Origin of the sequence: Algoriphagus aquimarinus, from assembly GCF_900112005.1 — a bacterium.
Lineage (GTDB): Bacteria > Bacteroidota > Bacteroidia > Cytophagales > Cyclobacteriaceae > Algoriphagus > Algoriphagus aquimarinus.
The window spans coordinates 100,572-125,720 of the sequence record NZ_FOKK01000006.1 but is presented as its reverse complement, the minus strand read 5'-3'; the positions used below and the strand labels follow the sequence as shown (position 1 = coordinate 125,720).

Here is a 25,149-nt window from a genome sequence, read left to right as displayed (position 1 = left end):
AAACCCAAAACCATGAGAATTCTCCTATCCCTATTCCTTATTTTTCAATTTTCAAACGTCTTTTCTCAGGAGTCTTTTGTATATCAAGGCGGCCAAGAAGGACATGCTACTTACAGAATCCCAGCGATCATAGATTTGCCAGATGGCGAACTTCTGGCTTTTGCCGAAGGCAGAGTAAATGGATCAAATGACTATGGGGATATCAACTTAGTGCTCAAGAGAAGCGCGGATAAAGGTAAAACTTGGTCAGCGCTTCAGACGATTGTCGATTATGACAATTTGCAAGCTGGCAATCCAGCACCTGTCGTAGATCTATTTGATCCAGCTCATCCAAATGGTGTGGTATACTTGTTTTACAATACGGGAAACAACCATGAATATGATATCCGAATGAATAAAGGCGTGCGGGAAATCTGGATGATTCGATCCCTTGATTCGGGGCATTCTTGGGAACAACCTGTAAACATCACCAGCCAAGTTCACAAACCAAATAACCCCGAATTCAACGCTACTTACACGAATCCTGCTGACTGGAGGCACTATGCGAATACTCCCGGTCATGCATTTCAGTTTCAAAACGGAGATTACAAGGGAAGAATCTACATAGCGGCAAATCATTCTCAGGGCCCTCCGCAAGAAGAATTCAAAGATTATCAGGCCCATGGATTCTATTCTGACGACCATGGAAAAACTTTCAAAGTCTCCGAATCAGTCAAATTTCCTGGGTCCAATGAATCCATTGCCGCTGAACTTCCGGATGGCCGAATGATCATGAGTACCCGAAATCAACGAGGAGATATCCGTCGTCGAATTTTAGCCTATTCAGAAGATGGAGGAGCTACTTGGTCTGAGCAATATTTTGAAGAAAGTCTGCCAGATCCAGTTTGTCAAGGATCAATTCTTTCTTTCAAAGATGAAGCTGGAAATACTATTCTAGTTCATTCCAATAATGATGACGCTAATGAAAGAAATAACCTTAGCCTGAAAATCAGTAAAGATCAAGGTAAAACTTGGCCAAAGACCACTGTAATTAACCATAAGGATGTCCCTAAAGGAAAAACATGGACAGCTTACAGTGATTTGGTTTTGCTTGATTCAAAAACCATTGGCGTCCTATACGAGCGAGACGATTATAAGGAAATTGTCTTTAAGTGGATGGAATGGGAAAAGTGATAGTTGAATTCCTTCTTAGGTAAGAGAATTTTGAGAATCCACAACTATCCACCTTCCTTGAGGAAATTTGGGTTTAATGATCAAATTGAGCCAACTCCCCCTTTTTAAAGGGGGCTAGGGGGATTTTCAACAATTTCATTTTGGAAAACGAATTATCCTATTGAATCACTGCTGAGGTCAACCCTTGATTTCTCCAAACTTTTAACTCGGTATGACCTTTCCAGTTGTTGCCCTTTTCTACTTTGCTAAGCGAGATAAAATCACTCACTTCCTCGTCCCAGCATGCCAAAATCACATCACCAACTCTTAATGAATTGGGAGCGCTAGTGTCATACTGACTTGGAACTTCAAGAACGATTACTCCGGTAATTTCATTTAATCCAGCTGCAGATTGCTCGCCCAGCGTCTCCATATTCTTCACCTTGAATCCATGCCATTCACGGATTTCTGCTTTATCCTCATGAGTTTCTAATAATAGAAATGGGATTTTAGGAGAGTCAGCCAACTTTTTCAATTCTGGAGAAGTCACCCCGAATTTATCCATATCGAAGTTCACAAATCCTACAGTTTGGATCGCCGGAGAATCTTCCTCCAGGCTAAAATCTCCTGCCTCAGGATTCACAAACATAGGATCGCCAAACTCACCGCTTGCCTCCACACCAAAAGATCTACTTTGATCAAGATCTCCCTGCGAAGTAAAAAAGTTCTCATCCACCTGATCTCCCCAATCGTTGACGCGGATTTGCTTATGTGATGTCATCACAATATTTCGAGTGAAAACATCATGACTTTCCTTAAACCACACATGCGGATGGAAGCCATTGTTCACCATAATGTTATTGTAAACAGTTCTATAAAATCCCTCACGCAATTTGATACCTCCACTTAAAGCCAGATTATTATAAATCTCATAATTGTTCGATCCGTCATCCAAATCTATATCCCAGCCATGATCGCAGTGAAAACGATTGTTGCGGATAATGGTGGTTTTGATGGCATCAAGTTTTATCCAGTCAGGATGCTTCGCCGTCAGCTCATCCATAGTTTGCCTATTCGGATGCCAAAATCGATCTCTTCCCCACGAGTTAAACGCCCCATGATCGCCAGTTTCCATCACGGTATTGAATACATCATTGTATTCAATAATATGCCCACCCCAAGCTCCATCACCTATATTGATTCCTGCTCTTGGCACATTATAAATGGTGTTGTGAACGATATGCAGATCCATCGCCATTTCTATCTGAACACCCGCAACTTGCTTTTCAATCGTGCCAATATTGCGTATCAGATTATCCACAACGCGTGAATTAGCAGGGTAATTCTCAGACTTAGGACCCGGAATAGTATCAATATCTTCCTCTGGAACAAACTCATGATAATTGAAAGATGGAGAACGAACGGCATCCGGATTCCCTACAAAACTGATTGCACTCCCTCCTATTTCCTCAATCAAATTCCCTTTGATGATCGTGTTTCGATTATAGTTACTCACGAAAATCGCATTGCCTCCCAAATCCTGAAAAACATTGTCTTCAATCAGAATGTTCTCCGTGCCATCCAACAGAATCGCTCCGCTTCTATATACCGTCCAATCACTCCTCATCAGACGTTCTTCCGTTTTCATGAAGGTTGGGGTGCTTTGTTGAAAAATCAAATTCTGTAACACGATATCATGAACAGGATGATCCTTATCTCCTTCGAAAGAAATTAGGTTTTCTAACATCCCCACTTCTACTTTTTGGATGTTTTCAATTGCTAGTCCTTCTTCAGGATAAAAATAAAGCACCCCTTTTTTCGTGTCTAGAAACCATTCTTTTGGGCTATCCAGTTCCTCGAAAACATTCTCCACAAACCTATATTTCGCATGTAACCCACTGGACCTGTTATTTTGCCAGCCTCCTTCATACATCAAACTATCGCTCGCAAATTTTCCCGTGATCAAATAATGCATTCCGCCCCATTTACTTTTATGAAGGGCATGAATGTAGCCTCCTTCCGGATTCTTCCAACTCGCGATTTTTTCCTTTGAAATTGCATCTTCGGAAAAGCCATTGAATGGATAAACATCCGCTTGATAATTTGGATATCGAGCTCGGATCTGCTTCTCACCATTTATATAAAGTGAGGAAAAGTCCACTCCCGCTGGAACTTTTGCCGCCAAAAGATCACCTTTAAAGCGTTTCCATTTCAATTCCAATGACTTCCCTCCACTTAGTATCACTTTCTCCCCCTCAGCCCCACGAATTGTATAAGGCTTCTCAGTAGTGCCAGATTCCTTCGAATCAAAGACCAGTGACTCACTGAGATAATATGTCCCATCTCTAAGAATCAGCGTCACCTTTTCTTTTGGCTTTTCTACTTTATAAGCTTTGACTACTTCTTTAGCATGTCCCAGAGTGCGAAACGGTGACTCTTGACTCCCGACATTCTTATCATCCCCAAGCGGAGATATATAGAAGTCCTTCTGCGCAAAGGCGATTGTTTGCAAAAGAATGAGGAGAAGTAGGGTAAAAGGGATTTTGATGGAATTAGAAGGCATATTGGAAAGAAAAAAGTTTCATGATCAAGGCTTTCGGTGTTCACCTAAGCAACTTTACTTGTGTTAATTGAATATTCTTAATGGATTTGAAGATACTTTAAGACATCCTAGTTTTCATTTCTATTTCGATTTATTTAAAAATGAAGTAGCTTTAAACTCATTCAAACCAACTCTATCTTGAAACTGTTTCTCACCTTAACTTTCTGTTGGATTGCATTTTGTGCCTCAGCCCAAACCGTTTGCACCCTTGAAAGCCGAGAAAAACTTGAAAGCTATCTAACTCGGCTTTCTGAGCACGACTATTCTGGCAAAACCTCCAATGAAATCAATATGGAGATAGGCCAGTGGTTTCTCGAAACCCCCTACGTAGAGAAAACACTGGAACTTCCTGGAGCAGAAAAGTTGGTCATCAACTTGACAGGTTTGGACTGTACCACTTTTGTAGAAACAGTGATAACGCTAACTCGACTTGCCAAGGAAAGTGAGTTTACATTTGAAGCATTTGAGAAAGAATTGGCATATATCCGCTACAGGGATGGAATCAATGAAGGCTACCCTTCCCGTTTGCATTACTTTTCTGATTGGATTTTTGAAAATCAAGAAAAGGGAATTCTGAGTGATATCACGCAAGAAATCGGTGGATCTCCCTACCCAAACACTCCTTCCTTCATGTCGGAGAACCCGAAGTTTTACGCTCAGCTTGCAGATCCATCCAATATAGCTACAATCAAAACTACCGAGTCAGCCATCAAAGAGAGAAGCTACTTCTACATTCCCAAAGCTGAAATAGCTAGGCTGGAAAAATCCATAAAATCAGGAGATATCATTGCCATTACTACCAGTATGACCAACCTGGATATCGTTCACACGGGTTTTGCTATTGAGAAAAATGGCCGAATCCATTTGATGCATGCCTCTTCGAAAAATATGAAAGTGGAAATCTCCGAAAAAACACTCAGTGATTACTTGGCTGGAAATAAATCTCAGTCAGGTATCATAGTGAGTAGATTAGCTAAGGATTAATCACTTTGGGATTCAAATTCCTATTCCTGTATCATAGCAATTATCCGAAGTGGGCCTCCACTTCCTCCCTTGATTTTCATAGGAAGTGCAATGACATAAATGCCCATAGCCGGCAAGAGATCCAAATTAGCTACATTTTCAAAACCTGGAATCTGATTTTCCATCAAAGCCTGATGCGCGGCGAAGTCTTTGGATTGTCCATAATCCAAACTTGGCGTATCCAAACCCACTGCTTTCACATTGCGCGACTTCGCTAACCAGGCGGCTGTTTCAGGCTGTATTCCTGGGAAATGAAGTTCTGGAATTGCCTCAGCTCCCATTTTGGCAGTGCCAAAATAAGCTTCTCGATCTGGATAAAACTTGCCATAACCTGTACGAAATAACACCATGGACTGCTCAGGAATCATACCATGCTCGGCCTCCCAATTCAAAACAGCAACTGAATCGATCAAGTAATCCCTGTTTTCTAGAGCCAAGGCACTGACATCTATCACCACTGCCTCTCCGGTCAATTTGGAGAGTGGAAGTTCATCTACAGTTTCCCCTTTTTCATAAAAATGTATGGGCGCATCCAAGTGCGTACCTCCATGCTCTGGAGTTAAAATCGTATAAGAAGAATAATAATAACCCAAATCTGTCACCCCTTCAGCATCTACTCTGTGCTGAAATCCATCAGGATTATTGGGCCAGTATAAAGTGGTAGAATCAAAAGAATAGGACAAATCAATCCACTGAGCGTTTATAAAAGGTTCAGTGGAGATGGTGGAAACAGATGCTTCCTGTGTGCAAGCTCCTAAAACACCTAGACTCAAAATGAAAAACAACTTCCTTCCTACGGAGAAACTATCAAAAAACTTCATCTGTTTATTCTTTTGTTTCACTTAAGTTAAACCTTGAATCCCGTAATCATAAATTCAAGCTGGAAAAATCTATACAATCTGGGGACATCATTGCCATAACTACCAGCATGAGCAATTTGGATATAGTGCATACTGGTTTTGCTATTAAGAAAAATGGAAGAATTCATTTGATGCATGCGAGTTCGAAAAAAAGCGCAGTGGAAATATCTGAACTACCACTTGCAGATTACTTAAAAGCAAATAAAACTCAATCTGGATACAGAGTAAGTCGCTTCGCTAAATCAGCCATTCAAGCTTATACACCCGTCTTCAAAAAGTAAAAGATCGATTTTTTTCTTCTGGGACTTCCAGTATCTCCCCTACCTGAGGGACGTGATTTTTCTTTTTTTCCTGCAAATTCGATTACCATTTACACTGAAATATGCTGAGCGTCTTATGGATTCGAGCACATAAGATTCAAGCCAATTCTTACTGTGGCTTGCTTCTTGGACTTTTTGCAATTAAAAAAAACTCATGAATACCGAAAAGCAAAAAGTATTAGTAATCGGTGCTAATGGAAGCACTGGAAAAATAATTAGTAATCTGTTGCAGAACTCAGCTACCTACCATCCTATCGCGATGATTAGGAAAGAATCTCAAGCGAAATATTTTGAGAATAAAGGAATAGAAACAGTACTCGGTGATCTGGAAAAGGATTTTGAACCTGCATTTAGTGGGGTTTCAAAGGTGATTTTCGCTGCTGGCTCCGGAGGATCTACAGGCCCAGAAAAAACGAAAGCCGTAGATCAGGAAGGTGCAATAAAAAGTGTGGATTTTGCCAAAAAGCATAACATAGAAAAATTTGTACTGCTCAGCTCTATGGGTGCCGGAAATCCTGAAGACTTCAAGGATTCAGACATGCATGGCTACTTATTAGCAAAGCACAACGCAGATAATCATCTGATGAAAAGTGACTTGAATTACTCTATTGTGCGCCCAGGCAGCTTAACCAATGATAAAGGAACAGGGGAAATAGAAGCGGCTAATAAACTTGGCAAGCGAGGAAAAATCGCACGTGAAGATGTCGCTGAAACATTAGTAGAGGTACTGGATTCCCAACTCGCTTCTGTGATTTCCTTTGAGATACTGGAAGGTCAAGACAAAATCAAGGATGCGCTGAGTAAGCTTTAGTCCATTTAATATCTTTTTATTAAAGCTTCCTTAAGGAGGCTTTTTTTATGCCCTATTTCTACTCAACAAAAGGGTATAAATGAGTATTTCGCAGAAACAAGTCATAATCTGGGAGCATGGTAGCTAGACTAGCAAATATTCCATTTACCTATACGATTATCATCATCAAATCTGCAATTTCAAAATTGCCAATTTCATATTGGCAGCAATAATAGTCTATGTTTTAAAGTCCCATTCAGGTATAGTAATTAGGATGGATTTTGCTTGAATACAGGATGTAGCGTGTAGTATCTTCTTTGAAATTTCATTAGTTTGTGGAGTAGATTTGATTTCAAATGAATGTAAGATTACTGAGTTTCTTCTGCTTCCTATCTTTAGTCTATTCCTGCAGCCCTCATCTGCCAGAGGAAGTTCAGGCTGCCTATGAAGAATTACCAGAATCACTGGACTTCAACATTCACGTAAAGCCCATCTTGTCGGATAAATGTTTCGCCTGTCACGGGCCTGATCTGGCAGCACAAAAAGCCGGTCTAAGTTTACATACTCCTGAAATGGCTTTTGCCGATCTCAAAGATTCTCCGGGCAAAGTCGCTATCAAAGCTGGAAGCCTTCGCAACAGTGAACTTTTCCACAGGATCATTTCTGAAGATCCGGAGTACAGCATGCCTTCCAAGGAATCAAATTTGGCTCTCACCCCACGGGAAAAGGCAATCCTGATCAAATGGATCGAAGATGGGGCAGAATACAAGAAGCATTGGGCCTTTATCCCTCCTCAAAAATCAGAATTTCCGAAAGTAAAAGATATCTCATGGGCCAAAAACCCCATTGACCACTATGTCCTGAATAAACTCGAACAGGAAAGTGTCACGCCTTCACCGGAGGCGGATAGGGAAACCATTTTGAGAAGATTAAGTCTGGATTTGACAGGTTTGAATCCAAGTTTAGTCGAAATAGATGCTTTTTTGGCGGATAAATCCGAAGATGCCTACGAAAAGCAAGTTGACAGATTGCTCAACTCTGTACATTATGGAGAGAAAATGGCCATGCATTGGATGGACATTGCGCGGTTTGCTGATACGCATGGCTATACTGTAGATCGGTATCGGGATGCCTCACCCTACCGGGATTGGGTAATCCAGGCTTTCAATCAAAACCTTCGGTATGACCAGTTTATTACGGATCAGTTGGCTGGAGATCTCCTTCCCAATCCTACCAAAGACCAGTTGATAGCTACGGCTTTCAATCGAATTCACCCACAAAATATGGAAGGTGGAATTGTGGAAGAGGAGTTTCGGGTGGAATATGTGGTGGATCGCACGAGTACCATGGGTCAGGCTTTTATGGCGCTGACACTAGGCTGTGCACGGTGCCACGATCATAAATTTGACCCAATTTCCCAGAAGAATTTCTTCGAAATGAGCAGCTTTTTCAATCAGGTAGATGAGGCCGGGCAGATTTCTTGGGACGATGCCATGCCTGCTCCGACGATGCTTTTGACCGGGGAGGAAAAGGATAAAATGTTGGCCTATCTACTTTCTCAAAGAAATCAGGAAGAAGAGGAATTGAAAAAAGTGGCGGAACAGGAAGAGGTAGCCTTTCAGAACTGGCTAGCTACAAATGGATACAAAAAAGAGTCAGTTAGGGAATTTCCGGCCAGTCGTGTAGCATTCTATTCCTTTGATCAAAAAGCTATTCTAAACCAACTCAATCCCTCGCAAAAAGGGACCATGTTAACCAGCGAGGTAAAAAACCAGACGCCTATGTATGTGGATGGGCTAAGAGGAAAAGGAGTCAAACTCAACGGAGATTCATGGTTGGATTTGGGTGGGTCGGGAGTCTTCTCCAAGAGCGAACCTTTTTCGATCAGCAGCTGGGTTTCTGTTCCAAAATCCTTGACTGATGGCGCAATTTTCCATAAGGGATCCGGAGCAGTACTTTATAACTGGCGAGGCTATCACCTGAGTCTAAAAAACAACCGGCTGGAATTACTGATGGCTCATTCGGCTCCTTACAATGCCATAACCAAAATCACTGATAAGGACATTCCCCGAGACCAATGGATCAATTTAGTCATGACTTATGACGGCTCTTCTAAAGCAAAGGGGCTTAAGGTCTTCCTAAACGGACAGGAAATGGCTACCCAAACTACCCACGACAATCTGTACAAAGATATCCTGTTCAAAGGCGAGCAGCCGGGTCTGCAGGTGGGAGCAGTTTGGAGGGGCAAAGGACTTAAGGACGCTATAGTAGATGAAGTCAGTGTCTATGACAAAGAACTTTCGCCTATTGAAGTCTTACAAATAGCCAAACCTGCCGAATTCAATGCCACACTAGCCAAATCTAAGAATCAACTCAGTGCCCAAGAAAAACAATCCTTCAAGAAACTTTACCTCAATAACTATTCAGTTGCTTACCGAGAAAAACTGAAGGCAGTTGTTGTCCAGCGGAAAGTGTATTCCGATTCTGTGGAGAGAATTCCGGAGATGATGATTATGCAGGATATGCCTAACAAGCGGCCTACCTATATTTTGACACGTGGAGAGTATAATCAGCATGGAGAAGAGGTTTTTCCAAATACGCCTGAAAGCGTGCTTCCTATGCCAGAGGATCTCCCAAAAAATCGTCTGGGACTGGCCCAATGGCTGATAGATCCTCAAAATCCACTCACAGCTCGTGTGGCAGTCAACCGGTTTTGGCAGAATTTCTTTGGAATAGGTCTCGTTGCTACTTCCGAGGATTTTGGAAATCAGGGAAAATTGCCTTCTCATCCTGAATTGCTGGATTGGTTGGCATTGGAGTTCCAGAATTCGGGGTGGGATGTGAAGGCCATGCAGCGTTTGGTTGTCACTTCGGCTACCTATAGGCAAGCTTCAAAAAGACGACCAGAACTGGAAGAAAAAGATCCTGACAATCACTTACTTGCCAAGGGACCTTCAGTGCGTTTGCTTGCAGAATTGATCCGGGATAATGCTCTTTTTGCAGCCGGGTTGTTGACCCCAGCCATTGGAGGAAAAAGTGTATTCCCTTACCAACCTGCAGGGCTTTGGAGAGTCAATGGAGGTAACTATGTGCAAGGTACGGGCGCAAACCTTTATCGCAGGAGTATGTACACGATTTGGAAACGCTCAGTTCACCATCCGGCTTTAGCCATCTTCGATGCACCAGACCACAGTTTTTCGGTCAGTAAGAGACAGGAGACCAATACGCCGCTTCAGGCTTTGGTACTGATGAATGATCCGACCTTTGTAGAGGCTTCCAAAGTTTTGGGAGAAAAGATGCTAGCTTATCCCGAAATCTCCATGGCCATAGAAGATACTTTTCGAAGACTTTCAGGTAGAAAGCCTAACTCTAAGGAGCTTGAAATTCTACTGGAATTGAGGGAAAATGAATACCGTAAATTCAAATCAGATCCACCAAAATTAAAAGGCTGGTTGGCTGCAGGGGAATACCAAATCAGTCCTGACTTGGACATCTACCAAGTAGCAGCCAATGCCGTGACAGCCAGCGCTATTCTCAATTCAGATGCTTTCCTAACCAAAAGATAACATGAGTCACCACCACGATGCCCCGCTGAGATCTTCCAACCGGGATCTTCAGGAGATTGAAAAGAAGATGGATAGAAGGAGGTTTTTGACTAAAACTTCCTTGGGCATTGGTTCCTTGGCTCTGGGTTCATTGATGGGTATGGAAAAGATTTTGGCTGCTAATCCTGAAACTCCTCCTATGCTTTCCGAATCGGCGAATGGATTAGAAGGGTTGCCACATTTTATGCCCAAGGCTAAGCGCATTATTTATCTGTTTCAAGCCGGCGGACCTTCCCAGCTGGATTTGTATGATTACAAACCAAAGTTAGTTGACCTCCACGGGCAGGAGCTCCCCGCTTCGGTGAGAGATGGGCAGCGCCTCACTGGGATGAGTGCGGATCAAAGTTCTTTTCCCATGACCTCATCAGCATTCAAATTTAACCAATATGGACAAAGCAGGACTTGGGTGAGTGAGTTGATGCCACATACTGCTGAGATAGTGGATGAGCTTTGCTTTATCAAAAGCATGCAGACAAGTCAGATCAACCATGATCCTGCCATTACTTTTTTTCAGACTGGTCATCAGCTTCCAGGCCGCCCTTCTATGGGTTCCTGGCTGAGCTATGGCCTAGGTTCGGACAATCAAAACCTGCCTTCCTTTATTGTATTGGTATCTAAAGATGCTGTGCAGGACCAACCGCTATACTCCAGACTATGGGGAAATGGGTTTCTGCCTTCCCAATACCAAGGAATACAGTTTCGGTCCGGAAAAGACCCTGTCCTTTATCTCGGAAATCCTGAAAATTACGATGGAGAGGACCGACGCGAGATGCTGGATTACCTCAAATCATTGAATGAAGTGCAGTATGACACGTATGGTGATCCCGAGATCAGCGCCCGGATTGCACAATATGAAATGGCCTTCAGAATGCAGACCTCGGTACCTGATGTGACTGATATGTCCAAGGAGCCTGACTGGGTGTATGAGATGTATGGGGAAGAGAGCCGTGATCCTGGTACCTATGCCGCCAACTGCCTATTGGCTAGAAAACTCATCGAGCAGGATGTCAAATTTGTCCAGCTATATCATCAGGGATGGGATCATCACGGCAATCTACCCAATGGAATAAAAAACCAATGCGAGAAAACTGACCAAGCTAACGCAGCACTGATCAAAGACCTAAAGCAGCGGGGCCTATTGGAAGATACTTTGGTCGTTTGGGGTGGCGAATTTGGCAGGACAGTTTACAGCCAGGGCACTCTTTCTCCTGATAATTATGGAAGGGATCATCACCCTAGATGCTTTACCAAATGGATGTGCGGAGCTGGCGTGAAGCCAGGTTTTTCCTACGGAGAAACTGACGATTTTGGTTATAATGTGGTTAAAGACCCTGTTCATGTGCATGATTTGCAGGCTACGATTTTACATTTGTTTGGGATCGATCACGAAAGACTCACCTATAAGCATCAGGGTCGAAGATTTAGGTTGACCGACGTAGAAGGTCATGTGGTCAAGGGGATTTTAACCTAGAATGATCGGAATATGACACAAGATATCATCACGTTCATCGGACGCTTTCATCCCCTTTGGGTTCATCTTCCAATTGGTTTTTTGATTATTGCTGTTTTATTGAAAGGGTATGTGGTTTTAGGGAAAAAACCGGCTTTACATGAGGCGGTCAGCTTTGCATTGCTTTTGGGAACGATTAGCGCCTTGGTCGCGGCATTGTTAGGGTTTCTTCTTTCCCGATCCGGAGGATATGAAGGGGAACTTTTGGATATTCATTTGATTGCAGGATGGACCACAGTTTTACTAGCTGGAATTGCCTGGTGGGTGAATAAAAACGAAGATAAAATTTCCAAAAAACTCAATTATTCAATTTTGGGATTTCTTATTCTTACGCTTTCTGTCACGGGACATTTTGGAGGAAGCCTCACACATGGAGAAGATTACCTGACTGCTTATGCCCCTTTTTCGGGAATGCAAGATGAGAGCAAAGGTCGCGTTTTGGCTACGATGGAGGAGGCTGAGGTATTTACCGATGTGATTCAGCCAATTCTGAGAAGCAAATGTCAAAGCTGTCACCGACCTGGAAAATCCAAGGGAGAATTGAATATGGTTTCCTATGAAACTTTGGTCAAAGGAGGAGAAAATGGACCGGTAATTATTTCTTTGGATGGTGAAAAAAGTGAATTGATCCGAAGGGTAACACTACCTGAAGACCACGACGACTTTATGCCTTCCGAAGGGAAAAAGCCACTGACAGAGGAAGAAATACAATGGATCAGGTGGTGGATAGAGAAAGGGAAGGCAGATCCGGAGATTTCAATACTTGAAGCAGATGAAGATCTGATAAAATGGGCAAAACCTAGACTCAATATTTTTGGGGCAGAAAAAATGCTTGCAGTGCGTATTGATACTGTTCAACTTATGCTTTTGGAGAAAATAGGGTTTCGGGTCAGAGTTCTATCCCAAGAAACAGGCGCTTTGGATATAGTCTTACCATCGGAGGTTGCAACGGGCCAAGTCTCCGAACTTTTGAAAACACTATTGCCCATCAAAGACCATATTTATTGGTTGAGTTTGGCAGAAACGGGGATTCAGGATTCTGATTTGAACCTCATCGCTCAGTTTTCCAATATCCAAAGGCTGCGCATCGAAAATAACCCGATCTCAAATGCCGGAATTTCAGCTTTGAAGAACCTTTCCCGACTGGAAGTCTTAAATCTAAACGGAACCATGGTCAGCTCATCCGGTTTGGAAGCACTTGCCGAAATCAAATCTCTCCGATCACTTTTCCTATGGAATACCGCAGTCAATCCTCAAGATGAATGGGTGATAAAACTAAGTTCAGAGAAGGTGAAGGTGGTTTTTGGAGCTTGACGTAGTAATAGAATCTAAATGAGTTAGAATCTGTCAAGAAGCCATTCGATAGGAGTTACTCAGGCAGTCCCAAATGTGGAGAAATGATTAAAAAATATGACTACACGGAATCCTACCACAAAACAAATTATATTCTTTGAGTACCTCGACAAGCTCGGTGTCCGTGGGTTTTAAGTCTAGAGGAGGTGAAGTCATATATTTCAGGAATAATTCAGACAGCGAGTATCTGGATAGGAAAAAAAATTCATTGAGACTCATGATAGCTTGACCTATGGGGAAATTGCTGAGTAAAAGTCTGTTTTATACTACCTTAGAAAAGCATACAGGTTTTTACGAACTCGCTACTTTACGATCATTTTAACAACTTGTATGATTTTAAATTCTGTAATAATTAAATAATACAGAATAAAACATTTATTGTTTTACTTTTGAGGCATGGAAAAAAGTGGAATGAAGTTTAAATGGAAAGTAGCTTTTCTAATTACTATTGCGGCTCCAGTTGTGGGCTTATTTTGGAAACACAGCCAGCCTATACTTGAAAACTTTGGTACGGAAGATCAATTAGCCTACGCTGATATTGCCTGGTTGCTCACTGCATCCTGTTTGGTTTTACTGATGACTCCCGGACTTTCCTTGTTTTACGGAGGAATGGTAGGTAAGAAAAACCTCATTTCCACCATGCTTCAAAGTTTCATTTCACTTGGAGTTGTGACCATGCTTTGGGTGGTAGTCGGTTTCAGTATTGCTTTTGGAGATCCTATTGGCATCACCATTGATGGAGTGAAATACGGTCTTTTTGGAAATCCATTTCAATACCTATTCTTTGATCAAGTCGCTGAATTGCCTCACAAAACATTAGGCCCCACTATTCCTTTTATCCTTTTCGCCTTATTTCAGATGAAATTCGCAGTGATCACACCTGCAATCATCACGGGTTCTTTCGCGGAGCGCGTTAGATTTATAGGCTACCTATTCTTTATCGGTATCTTCTGCATATTCGTCTATGCCCCACTCGCACATATGGTTTGGCATCCTAACGGACTAATCGGCTCTTATTTCGGTTTACTTGATTTTGCCGGAGGCACAGTTGTTCATATCAGCGCAGGTTTTGCTTCACTGGCAGGTGCTATTTTTCTAGGAAAAAGAAACAAACCTCACCACGAACCTTCGAATATCACTTATGTTCTGTTGGGCACAGGAATGCTATGGTTTGGCTGGTTTGGATTCAATGCCGGTTCATCCTTTGGCGCAAATGCCACTGCAGCCTTAGCTTTTGCGACAACTACTATAAGCTCAGCCACTGCGATGATGACATGGGTTTTATTTGATAGGATTCAGGGAAGGAAAATCTCCGCTTTGCAAGCCTGTATCGGTGCGGTAGTAGGACTTGTAGTCATCACTCCGGCTGCTGGATACATCACAGTTCCTGAAAGTTTCTTCTTTGGCGCAGCCGGTGCGATCGTTTCTAACCTGGCTATGAATGCCAAGTTTTTGAAGAAAATAGATGACACCTTAGATGTTTTTGCTTGTCACGGCATAGGCGGAATCATGGGAATGATCCTGACAGCAATTTTTGCAGGCAAAGAGGGCTCTAGCCTTCTCCATGGTGGTTGGTCAATTTTTGGCTCCCATATGCTCGTATTGGTAGGCGTATCCATTTTCTCCTTTGGTATGGCTTATGCGATTTTCTATCTGTTGAACAAGTTTGTGACGCTACGAGTACGGGAAGAATACGAAGAAGTGGGATTGGATATCTCACAGCACGGGGAGTCGATTTAAGATTAGTTATTGGTTGTTGCATACCGGTTGTTAGTTGTTTGCTGCACCCAAAACCCCTTCCGCCCCATGCGGAACAAGCTCTTCCCTTTGGATTTATATTTCTAAAAATAATTCTAGTTTCTAGGAAGAATTTGTCATTGGTAAATTCGAAATAGCAACACAAACTTAGACAAAAATGCTATTCCGCTCCTTCAGAGCTATAGATTGAATTTGATTCTTTAATCCCAGCCCTATCGAGATGGCTAAATAACCTTATGTTCAGCCCTTATATCCAAAAAAACAAACTGTGCGATCTGCGTTTTCCTCCGAGTGCACTGCGGTTTAAAAAACTACAACCTCCTCCTATTCGGTTGCAGGTAAACATACCCAACAAGCTGATCATAACGAGATCCTAGATTCCTGAAGTAAACCATCACCTCGTATTCATTCTCAGTTTCAAAATAACTCCCTTCAAAGGATTGTGGATCGAACTTACCGTCCACTAAAAATGCATATTGGTAATCATACCAACCTTGCTTTACCAAAAGCGATGTAGTGTAAACTCCCATTTTTGGATCCCATTCCATTTTCGCTTCTGCTGCTTTCCCCCAATTCGTCAAAGAACCAATCAGGTAAATAGGTTCGGAAGTTGGCTCTATAGCTAATCTAAAAGTCATCAGCATATATTCACTTTCTACCTCCATATTTCCGCCTGGCCGATCTTTGGTTTCCACCAAATATTGCCCATTCAGATCCAAATACTGAGAATACGCGGTCTCAGGTCTAGGCTTATTAATATTTCCATCCGCGAATATTACATCTGGCTCCACGCGCATATTAGCTATGTTTACGCCATTTGCCCGAATGAATCTCAAGTCAACAAATCGAAATTCATTGCCAGCATCAAAGGTATTTCCCCCATCGAAGGACTCGTACCTAAGTATCTTCGAGCTCTCATTCATAAACGTAGGCTTAGACAAAAACTTCGCATTGTCCCAGCGTTGATTTTGACGGATTACCACCTTGATCTGCCCGTCTGGATTGGTCACCTCCCCTGCCGAATAATTCACTACGAGATTTATCTGCTGAGAATTTCTCCGTGCAGCCGTTTGTGAAGGAGGAACAATCGATGCTCCCACATTAAAAACCTCCTCATAAATCATAAATCGCTTGGTCAAAATCACATCTGATTCATCCCGTTGGCTATAAACTTTTACTATATAATTCCCCGATTTGGTGACAGCAGGCAGTTCGAATTGATAATGAATATAGGGAATACGAGTATTGACTGAATAATCATAATTCTGAACATTAAACTCATTGAAAGTGCGCAGAAAATCATTGTCCTTCAGCTGAGACTTTTGCCAATCTGCATCACAATGAATCAATTTGGCAGTGTATAACTGTGGATCAAAAGCCAAATCATCAAACAACAACACGAGAGGTGTGGCTGATTGAAGCGAGGTAATTGGAGCATTTAAGGATGCGTCAATGGTAGCTCCTTCAGGAAACAAACGCACAGACTGAATGTGATCCTTATAAACTTTGTCTTCCAGTTGCTGCGCAAAAAGTGAGAAAACAGCTGAGCTAGCCAGCAAAAAACTTAACAAAAGGAATTTGGTCTTCATTCTGAAAAATAGGCAAAATGAAGACCAAATCTAAAATTTACTAGGAAAGGACTTCCTGTAGGCTGGAAATTTTGTCTACCAATACTTCCCATTGTTCATTGGAAGCTTTTAGATTGGCTTGAAGCCCTTGATAATTTTCCTGAATTTCCTGAGCTTCTACTTCACGGGAATACAATTCTGGATCAGCCATTTTGCGCTCCAAACCTAATTTCTTCTCTTCCAACTTTTCCACTTCCTTCTCCACACGCTCCAATTCTTCCTCAAGTTTCCTCAAGTCTTTCTTAGCCTGCTGTGCCTCAGGATTATTTACTGGAGCCTTCGCTTTTGGCTGCTCCTTTTTCTCAGCTTTTTGAACCGCTTGAACTTCAATTACCGGAGCTTGCTTTTCGCGCCAAGCCTCATACTCTGCGTAAGTACCAAGATATTCCTTGATCTCATGATTCTCTATGTACCAGATCTTGTTTGCTACGCCTCGGATGAAGTGTCTATCGTGAGATACTGTCACAAAAGTCCCTTCATACTGCTGAAGCGCTTGAATCAAAATATTCACCGACTGAAAGTCCAGGTGATTGGTAGGCTCATCGAGTAGCAAAAAGTTAGATTCTGAGATCAGAGTTTTTGCCAAAGCAACTCTGGATTTTTCACCTCCAGAAAGCACCTTGATCTTTTTGAATACTTCTTCATTTGTAAACAAAAAGCATCCTAGTACGCCACGAAGCTCCATTTCCGACTTAGCACTTCCTGCTTGAGCCATTTCCTGAATAATCTCATTATCCAGCGTCAATGCCTCTAGCTGATGCTGCGCAAAGAAAGATTTGACAACATTATAGCCTTCAGATCTTCCTGGTATATTTTTCTCAGAACCATCTATGATTCTAAGCAAAGTAGATTTACCCTTTCCATTTGCTCCAATCAAAGCGATTTTATCACCTCGTTCGATTCGGGCAGTGGTATTTTTCAAAATCACATTATCTCCGTAAGCCTTAGAGATATTATCAAGTGTGATCACATCACGACCTGACTGCTTGGTGAATTTGAATTTGAAATTGACAGAAACCTCATCACTTACGACTTCATGCACACGATCGAGTCTATCCAAGGCTTTAATTCTTGACTGAACCTGATTGGACTTAGTTGCCTTTGCACGGAAACGCTCGATAAACTTCTCCGTTTGCTTGATCATCTGCTGCTGATTCTCGTAAGCGTTCTGCTGGATTTCCATCCTCTCCACTTTTTCTTCCTTATAAAAGGAATAGTTACCAGAATAAAGCGTCAGAGAATTACTCGCTACTTCTACGGTGCTACTGATGCAATTATCCAAAAAAGTCTGATCGTGGGAAACAACGATGACAGCACCTTCGTAGTTCTTCATGTAGTTCTCCACCCATTCGATGGAAGGAAGATCCAAGTGGTTGGTAGGCTCATCGAGCATGAGTAGAGATGGCTTTTCAAGCAAAAGCTTGGCAAGCATCACACGCATTCTCCACCCTCCGGAAAAAGTCCGGAGCGGCTTATTCAAATCCGCAGACTTGAAACCTATTCCTTCTAGTACTTCCTCAGCCTTCGCTTTGATCGTATAGCCCTCGTTAGCTTCAAATCTTTCCTGGAGAAAGGCCAGTCTATTGATAATTTCATCAGAGTAATCGGTTTCCATCTTTTTCAAGATTTCATCGATCTCATCCTGAAGCTCCAAAGTTTCCTTGAAAGCTGCCAAAGCCACATTCAAAATACTATCGTCAGACTGATAGGAAAGTAAATCCTGATTCAAAAATCCGATGGTACAGTCCTTCGCCTTTTGGACTTCTCCAGAACTAGGCTGAAAATCTCCATTGATAATTTTCAATAAGGTGGACTTACCTGTACCGTTTTGACCTACAAGGCCAATCTTGTCTTTAGGCTTGATGTGTAAATTGGCATTTTCGTAGAGTGGACGCCCTCCGATGAAGTAAGAAAGGTTGGAAATCGATAACATTCCGCAAAATTAACCATTAACCTGCTCATAACCTTTTCAAACCCAAACATTCTGAATGTTTCTTAACTTAGTATACAAATGAAACAACCAATTATGAAATATTTATCCAAGATATCTGTCGCTTTAGGAATCGGAATCACCCTATTTACTTTCGGTTGTGGACAAAATCAAAAAGCTGATGCTCAGAACATTAAAACACCTAACAGTGCAAATAAGAGAAATATCAGTGATGCAAAAGCAGATGTAAAACTTGACAAAATCAAGCTTCCCGAAAATTTCAAAATAGAAGTGTGGGCAGCAGACATTCCGAATGCCCGCGAGATGACAATCTCTGAAGACGGGATTGTTTTCGTGGGAAGTAGACAGGAAGGACACGTCTATGCAGTCATTGATGAAGATGGTGACGGAAAAGCTGACACTAAATACACCCTAGCTGAAGATCTGCAAATGCCAAACGGGGTTGCCTATAAAGGTGGCGATCTCTATGTCGCCGAGGTAAGTAGAATCATTCGATTCAAAGACATCAAGAACAATCTGAACAACCCAACCTTTGAGGTGGTCTACGATGGCTATCCTACAGAAAATCATCATGGCTGGAAATTCATTGCCTTTGGTCCTGACGGAAAGCTTTATGTGCCAGTTGGTGCACCCTGCAATATCTGTGAGTCAGAGAATGAAATCTTTGCATCCATCACACGCTTGGATGTGGACTCTCCAAACCCAACTCCAGAGATAGTAGCGCATGGCGTGAGAAACTCTGTGGGATTCGACTGGGATCCGAAAACCGGTGATATGTGGTTTACAGACAATGGCCGTGACATGATGGGAGACGATGTGCCAAATTGTGAGTTGAATCATATCACTGAAGCTGGTCAGCACTTTGGTTACCCATACTGGCATGAAGGAAGTGTGAAAGACCCTGAGTTTGGCGGTAAAGGTGGAGTCCAAAGTGATTATATCGCTCCTGCTGCAAAACTAGGTGCTCACGTAGCTCCATTAGGAATGAGGTTCTATGAAGGTGACATGTTCCCTTCTGAATACCGAAACCAAGTGATTATCGCTAAGCATGGCTCTTGGAACCGTAGTAAGAAATCCGGGTATGTTCTTAGCTCTTTGAATGTAGATGGATCTAAGGCCTCAGGAGAAAAAGTGTTTGCTTCAGGATGGTTGGATGAGGAAGCTCAGGAAGCCTGGGGACGTCCTGTCGATGTGCAGGAGATGAAAGACGGAAGTCTATTGATTTCCGACGATATGGCTGGCGTTATCTATCGGGTCACTTACTCAGGAAAATAAACCAATAAAAAAAAGGGGAGCGTTTTGCTTCCCTTTTTTTGATTTAATCTAGCAGTAATGCTACTGGAATATGATAAGCTTGATTCAGGTTTTTGATTTGCTTTAGACTTAGTCTCCTTTTTCGATTCATTATTTCGGAGACTCTGCTGGCTGGGCCTAAAACTGGTACAAGATCCTTTTGTTGCAAGCCATTTTCTGAAAGGTAGTAGCTTAAAACTTCAATAGAATCAGCAGTGGAGTTATCTACTTTATATCCTTTATCCTCTTCATATTTCTCTATCAATATGGAAAGAACTTCCAGATAATTCTCCTCATCTGAGTTTGCCTCCACTCCACTATTTATTAAACCTTTTATCAATTCAAGAGAAGTTTGGTACTCCAAATCATTCTCAATGACTTTTAGTGAAGGTATTATAACTTGTCCCATGTTATTAAAGTTAAACTAAAACAGGAAATGTCAAAATCCAAAATGGCCCAAACTTCGGTCATCGGTCATCCGTCTTCCATCAATATAATCACTCCAACCACTCCGGCTTCGTAGTCACCACTTCGGCCTGTAGCTGATTTAGCAGATTATACAAACCAAAATAGGTTCTGTTCACATAAAGCCCATGCTTAGATCCACGTGCCTGATTAGACTTTTTGAATTGCTTATCATTAGAAACACGATCCCCTAATTCGAAAATTCGCTCGAAGAACCCGTCATCCGAAAAGTCAAACTTCTCTACATGGAAAGGCTTTCCTAAAAGAGAAATCATCTCTTTAAAGACAGATTTGAAATACTCCTGCTCATCCGGCGAGTCCTTGTCCGAGATGAATTCCAGATCAAAGAACACCTGATCCAACTCATTGCTATTGATCAACAAATTCTTTTTGATCAATGCAAAATAGCCTTGATAGAAGTCCTCTGGAATCACTTTCACACAGCCGAAATCTATGATCCCCAATTGATCATTTTCCTGAATAATGAAATTCCCAGGATGTGGATCGGCATGTACCGTCTTGAGATTATGAACCTGATGATGGTAAAAATCCCAAAGTGCCTGACCAATCTGATTTCTTGACCTCTGACTTGGATTGGTTTCCAGCCATTCCTTCATATGCGCTCCTTCGATCCAATCCATCGTGATGATCCGCTCTGCACTGAGTTCATCGTAATAAGTAGGGAATTTCAAATTTGGGATATGACTACATTCCCCCGAAATCTCTCTAGATCGGCGTACTTCCAACACATAATCCGTTTCCTCGAGAAGCTTCTCCTCCACTTCGGACATGTAATGGTCCAGTTCCTTTTCATTCATATTCAATAAACGCAAAGCAAAAGGGCGCACGAGTCTCAAATCCGAACTGACTGAATCAGCAATTCCAGGATATTGGATTTTCACTGCCAAGGTTTTATCCCCCAAAGTAGCTTGATGAACCTGTCCAATAGAAGCTGCATTCACAGCTGATCGGGTAAATGTATCAAAGACCTGATCTGGCGTTTTGCTGAAATATTTCTGGAAAGTCTTTACCACCAAAGGGTAAGATAAAGGAGGTGCCGAATACTGCGCCATGGTAAATTTATCCTGATAGGCTCTTGGCAAAAGATTCTTGTCCATGGACATCATCTGAGCCACTTTCAGCGCAGAACCTTTCAGCTGGCTAAGGGAAGAATAAATATCCGTAGCATTATTCATGTGAAGCTCCTCCTTATCCATCCCAGGATTCACCATTTTTTTGGCGTAATGCTTCACGTAATTCCCTCCTACTTTTGCTCCTGTAGAGATGAATTTGGCAGCACGTTGCACTTTCGAGACAGGGATTGCCTGTTGCTCGTCTAAGTTATCTATCATGGTTTATTTAGACTGATACATGAATTTTGCGAAGTCAAGAAATGAATCCAACGCACTTTTTCCCATCAGGTCAAATCCTAGATTCACTGACTTTTCTATTGCCGCGTCAGTTTTTTCGAATCTTGGGGATCTATCATCAAGCCAATACCTGAACACAAATCCGACTTGTATCCAAAGTGCTTCATCGTATCGATCTGAGATCACAGGTCGAGTAGCGATTTCTTCAGTCTCTTTACCTTCCAAAATTATCTCGTTGGCAAAGGCTTTAAACTTCTCCTTGAATTCGGCAGATTCCTTTGGCAAAGTCACGAAGGACTTCGCTTTGCTTTCATATAAACTCAGCAGATAGGACCTGTTCTTTTTCAACACTTCTATCCAAGTGAACAAAAAGCTAAGGAATTTTTCCCGGGCAGAATAGCCTTCAAAGACTCCTTGCTTGCTGATATCAGCTAGAGTTTCCTCAAAAATATCAACCAATATCGTGGACTTTATCGCTTCGAAAGAAGTGAAGTAAGTATAAAAATCCTCCTCTTTCATTTTCAAATCCTTGGCAAACTTGAATACCGACTTTGGCAAATCACCATGCTCAAGTACATGATCTTTGAAGCCTTCCAGAATCAGCTTCCTGTAATCCTTCTTCGTAGTTTTCTTAACAGTGGTAGTTTCCATAGCATCTCTTTATATAAATGAGTAACAGCCAAGTGCCACAACAGGTTTAGAAAAAGACGAAAAACATTTGTGACTGAGGGCTATTTAAACATAGGTAAGATGAAAAGTGATCGGTGTAAATCTTGATAGCTCCCTTGAAGAATAGCAATGATCAATTTAGGCAAGAATATTCCTCCATCAATCACGATAGACAGTCTGAAGACTGCACTTTCATCGGTCCAAGTCTGAAGACCTGTCTGCAGAAGCCAGGCTTGAACCACATTGATCGGACAAAATTTCTATTCCTCTCTTCCAGAGCTCAAGCACTTATACACTTTCATTGACCCCAGCCCTACAAGCTGGACTATGGTATCTAGGGCTTTCAGCCCAATCTAAAATTAAATAACACTAAAAGCTGTGCCCCTCTGTGTAATCCTCCGTGCACTCTGTGGCTAAAAAATAAAAAAAACCGAAGGGACTAGCTTCGGTCGGTATTATGATTTTTCTATGAATTAGCCTGTTACTCTGTCAATTACCAAGTTGTGGTTGGTATAGATACAAATATCAGCTGCGATATTGAGACTTTCTCTTACCATTTCTTCAGCAGTCATATGTGGCGCAAATTGCTTCATCGCTCGAGCGGCAGACTGCGCATACATACTTCCAGATCCAATCGTAGCGATCTCCATGTCTGGTTCGATCACGTCGCCATTTCCAGAGATAATCAAGATATCATCTTTGTCAGCTACGATCATCATCGCTTCCAATTTGGAAAGCATACGATCTGTTCTCCACTCTTTAGCTAACTCCACTGCGGAACGCTTCATATTGTTACCAAAAGCACCAAGCTTCTCTTCGAATTTCTCTAAAAGTGTAAAAGCATCTGCTGTAGAACCAGCAAAGCCAGTGACAATCTTACCTCCCTGCAAAACTCTCAATTTCTTTACGCTGCTTTTCGCTATTGTATTTCCTAAAGTTGCCTGACCATCTGCTCCTATCACTACTTCTCCATTATGCCTAATCGCAACTACGGTTGTTGATTTAATTTTTGTCATGTGCTTGGTTATTGTGTGGTGGATACTTACCAATAAACGTACAAAAAACAAAAAGTCCTGAAATCAGGACTTTTTGGCAGTTTAATATATTCTTAAACCAGTATTCTGACTGGATCTTCGAGTAAGCTTTTCAAGGTAATCAAGAAGGCAGCTCCTATAGAACCATCTACCACTCTGTGATCACAAGACAAAGTCACCTTCATCAGATTACCGATTTTCATCTGGCCATCTTTGACGATTACAGTTTCTTTGATACCTCCTACTGCTAGGATACATGCATCTGGCGGGTTGATGATCGCAGTGAACTCGTCCACTCCGAACATTCCCAAATTAGAGATCGTGAAGGTATTTCCTTCCCAATCCTTCGGCTGTAGTTCTTTTGTTTTTGCTCTACCCCCTAGGCTTTTCGCCTGAGTAGAAATCTGAGAAAGTGAAAGGCTATCAGCAAATCTGATCACTGGAACCAACAATCCCTCATCCACTGCTACTGCCATTCCGATATGGATATGGTCGTTATATCTGATCTTGTCGCCTAACCAGCTAGAGTTCACTTTAGGATGCTGACGCAAAGCTGATGCTGTCGCTTTGATCACCATATCGTTAAAGGAAATCTTCACAGGAGAGATTTCATTCATGCTTTTTCTAGCTTCCATCGCTTTGTCCATGTTGATTTCCATGGTCACGTAGAAGTGTGGTGCGCCAAACTTGCTTTCCGCAAGTCTCTTCGCAATCACTTTTCTCATCTGAGAAACCTTCTCTTCTTTGAAGCTCTCCACTCCAACACCTGGAGCAGCAGTGCCTGCAGAAGCGCCGGCTTGAGGAGCAGCGGCAGGAACAAAGTTCTCTACATCTCTCTTCACGATTCTTCCATTTTCTCCAGAGCCATTCACGGCACGGATATCTATTCCTTTATCTTCAGCCATTTTCTTAGCCAAAGGAGATGCTTTCAATCTGTCACCATCAGCGGTAGTCGCAGAAGCGCTACTTGCAGCTGGCGCAGATGAAGCTTTAGGAGCTTCTTCTTTCTTGGCTTCAGCAGCTGGTTCAGGGTTAGCCTCGGCCGGTGCTTCAGAATATTCAGATTTTTGAGCTTTCAAAAGCGTCTCGAAATCTGCTCCTTTTTCACCGATCACAGCGATTACTCCATCTACTGCCACAGCATCTCCAGCTTCCACACCTATATATAGCAAGGTACCGTCATCATAAGACTCCAGCTCCATAGTTGCTTTATCAGTTTCTACTTCAGCGATGATTTCTCCAGACTTGACGTCATCACCGACCTTCTTCAACCAAGTCGCAATCGTTCCCTCTTGCATGGTATCCGACATCTTAGGCATCGTGATTACGATAGCATTGATGTTTGAAACATCAATTTTTTCTGCTGGAGCTTCAGATTTGGCTGGCTCAGCCTTCTTCTCTTCAGCCTTTGGAGCTTCTTCTTTCTTATCTGCTGCTGGAGCATCGCCACCATCAAGTAGGTGTTGGTATTCCTCACCCTTCTCTCCGATCACAGCGATCACACCATTTACTGGTACAGCATCTTTTTCTTTAACTCCAATATATAAAAGCACACCCTCGTCGTAGGATTCAAGCTCCATCGTTGCTTTGTCAGTCTCTACTTCAGCCAGGATATCACCTGGTTTCACAGAATCTCCAACTTTTTTCAACCATGCAGCAATCACACCCTCTTCCATGGTGTCGCTCATTTTAGGCATTCTTATTATTTCGGCCATAGGTTATTCCGCGCTAATTCGTTTTTAAAGTGTCCAAAAATAGTTTTTATA

18 protein-coding genes are annotated in these 25,149 nt (G+C 42.2%); 9 read left to right on the top strand and 9 right to left on the bottom strand.

All coding sequences use genetic code 11. From position 1 onward, the window contains the following. Window positions 1-12: 12 nt before the first annotated feature. Window positions 13-1,173: a sialidase family protein gene (locus BM291_RS09740; protein WP_092896748.1), complete on the top strand. Its 1,161-nt coding sequence runs from the start codon at window positions 13-15 to the stop codon at window positions 1,171-1,173. A gap of 157 nt (window positions 1,174-1,330) precedes the next feature. Here the strand turns inward: BM291_RS09740 and BM291_RS09735 are convergent, their stop codons facing one another. Beyond that, entirely contained in the window at window positions 1,331-3,715 is a 2,385-nt protein-coding gene (locus BM291_RS09735) for a peptide-binding protein (protein ID WP_092896746.1), read from the bottom strand. A gap of 177 nt (window positions 3,716-3,892) precedes the next feature. Between BM291_RS09735 and BM291_RS09730 the strand changes: the two genes are divergently transcribed. After that, window positions 3,893-4,738 (top strand): N-acetylmuramoyl-L-alanine amidase-like domain-containing protein, encoded by an 846-nt coding sequence (locus tag BM291_RS09730; protein WP_245786824.1) that lies wholly within the window; start codon window positions 3,893-3,895, stop codon window positions 4,736-4,738. A gap of 20 nt (window positions 4,739-4,758) precedes the next feature. Here the strand turns inward: BM291_RS09730 and BM291_RS09725 are convergent, their stop codons facing one another. Beyond that, the gene (locus BM291_RS09725; RefSeq protein WP_092896744.1) at window positions 4,759-5,598 is read right to left on the bottom strand and encodes a cyclase family protein; all 840 of its coding nucleotides are present in this window, start codon (window positions 5,596-5,598) and stop codon (window positions 4,759-4,761) included. 59 nt (window positions 5,599-5,657) lie between these two features. On the opposite strand from BM291_RS09725, the gene BM291_RS09720 reads away from it, so the two are divergent. The 6 genes from BM291_RS09720 (at window position 5,658) to BM291_RS09695 (ending at window position 14,955) form a co-directional block, all read left to right on the top strand. Then, the gene (locus tag BM291_RS09720) at window positions 5,658-5,918 is read left to right on the top strand and encodes an N-acetylmuramoyl-L-alanine amidase-like domain-containing protein (protein WP_092896742.1); all 261 of its coding nucleotides are present in this window, start codon (window positions 5,658-5,660) and stop codon (window positions 5,916-5,918) included. 193 nt (window positions 5,919-6,111) lie between these two features. Then, a complete protein-coding gene (locus tag BM291_RS09715; protein ID WP_092896741.1) occupies window positions 6,112-6,768 on the top strand; it encodes an SDR family oxidoreductase in 657 nt (218 codons plus the stop codon). Window positions 6,769-7,103: 335 nt separating this feature from the next. Continuing rightward, window positions 7,104-10,313: a DUF1553 domain-containing protein gene (locus BM291_RS09710; RefSeq protein ID WP_092896740.1), complete on the top strand. Its 3,210-nt coding sequence runs from the start codon at window positions 7,104-7,106 to the stop codon at window positions 10,311-10,313. A gap of 1 nt (window position 10,314) precedes the next feature. After that, window positions 10,315-11,823, top strand: a complete 1,509-nt coding sequence (locus BM291_RS09705) for a DUF1501 domain-containing protein (RefSeq protein WP_092896739.1) — start codon at window positions 10,315-10,317, stop codon at window positions 11,821-11,823. Window positions 11,824-11,835: 12 nt separating this feature from the next. Next, complete coding sequence (locus BM291_RS09700; protein ID WP_092896738.1) at window positions 11,836-13,176, top strand: DUF2231 domain-containing protein; 1,341 nt, start codon at window positions 11,836-11,838, stop codon at window positions 13,174-13,176. A gap of 450 nt (window positions 13,177-13,626) precedes the next feature. Then, the gene (locus BM291_RS09695) at window positions 13,627-14,955 is read left to right on the top strand and encodes an ammonium transporter (protein WP_092897087.1); all 1,329 of its coding nucleotides are present in this window, start codon (window positions 13,627-13,629) and stop codon (window positions 14,953-14,955) included. Window positions 14,956-15,284: 329 nt separating this feature from the next. On the opposite strand, the gene BM291_RS09690 is transcribed toward BM291_RS09695, so the two are convergent. Next, entirely contained in the window at window positions 15,285-16,562 is a 1,278-nt protein-coding gene (locus BM291_RS09690) for a type IX secretion system plug protein (protein ID WP_092896737.1), read from the bottom strand. A 40-nt stretch (window positions 16,563-16,602) separates the two neighbouring features. Further along, window positions 16,603-18,534: a ribosomal protection-like ABC-F family protein gene (gene abc-f / locus BM291_RS09685; RefSeq protein ID WP_092896736.1), complete on the bottom strand. Its 1,932-nt coding sequence runs from the start codon at window positions 18,532-18,534 to the stop codon at window positions 16,603-16,605. A gap of 78 nt (window positions 18,535-18,612) precedes the next feature. On the opposite strand from abc-f, the gene BM291_RS09680 reads away from it, so the two are divergent. Further along, complete coding sequence (locus BM291_RS09680) at window positions 18,613-19,827, top strand: PQQ-dependent sugar dehydrogenase (RefSeq protein WP_245786821.1); 1,215 nt, start codon at window positions 18,613-18,615, stop codon at window positions 19,825-19,827. A 43-nt stretch (window positions 19,828-19,870) separates the two neighbouring features. Here BM291_RS09680 and BM291_RS09675 read toward each other — a convergent pair whose 3' ends face one another. The 5 genes from BM291_RS09675 to BM291_RS09650 form a co-directional block, all read right to left on the bottom strand. Next, window positions 19,871-20,254, bottom strand: coding sequence for a helix-turn-helix domain-containing protein (locus BM291_RS09675; protein ID WP_092896735.1), 384 nt, complete (start codon window positions 20,252-20,254; stop codon window positions 19,871-19,873). Window positions 20,255-20,342: 88 nt separating this feature from the next. Next, complete coding sequence (locus tag BM291_RS09670; protein WP_092896734.1) at window positions 20,343-21,662, bottom strand: ABC1 kinase family protein; 1,320 nt, start codon at window positions 21,660-21,662, stop codon at window positions 20,343-20,345. A 3-nt stretch (window positions 21,663-21,665) separates the two neighbouring features. Then, window positions 21,666-22,331, bottom strand: coding sequence for a TetR/AcrR family transcriptional regulator (locus tag BM291_RS09665; RefSeq protein WP_092896733.1), 666 nt, complete (start codon window positions 22,329-22,331; stop codon window positions 21,666-21,668). A gap of 491 nt (window positions 22,332-22,822) precedes the next feature. Continuing rightward, window positions 22,823-23,365: an ATP-dependent protease subunit HslV gene (gene hslV, locus BM291_RS09655; RefSeq protein WP_092896731.1), complete on the bottom strand. Its 543-nt coding sequence runs from the start codon at window positions 23,363-23,365 to the stop codon at window positions 22,823-22,825. 92 nt (window positions 23,366-23,457) lie between these two features. Beyond that, the gene (locus tag BM291_RS09650; RefSeq protein WP_092896730.1) at window positions 23,458-25,098 is read right to left on the bottom strand and encodes a pyruvate dehydrogenase complex dihydrolipoamide acetyltransferase; all 1,641 of its coding nucleotides are present in this window, start codon (window positions 25,096-25,098) and stop codon (window positions 23,458-23,460) included. Window positions 25,099-25,149: the final 51 nt, after the last annotated feature.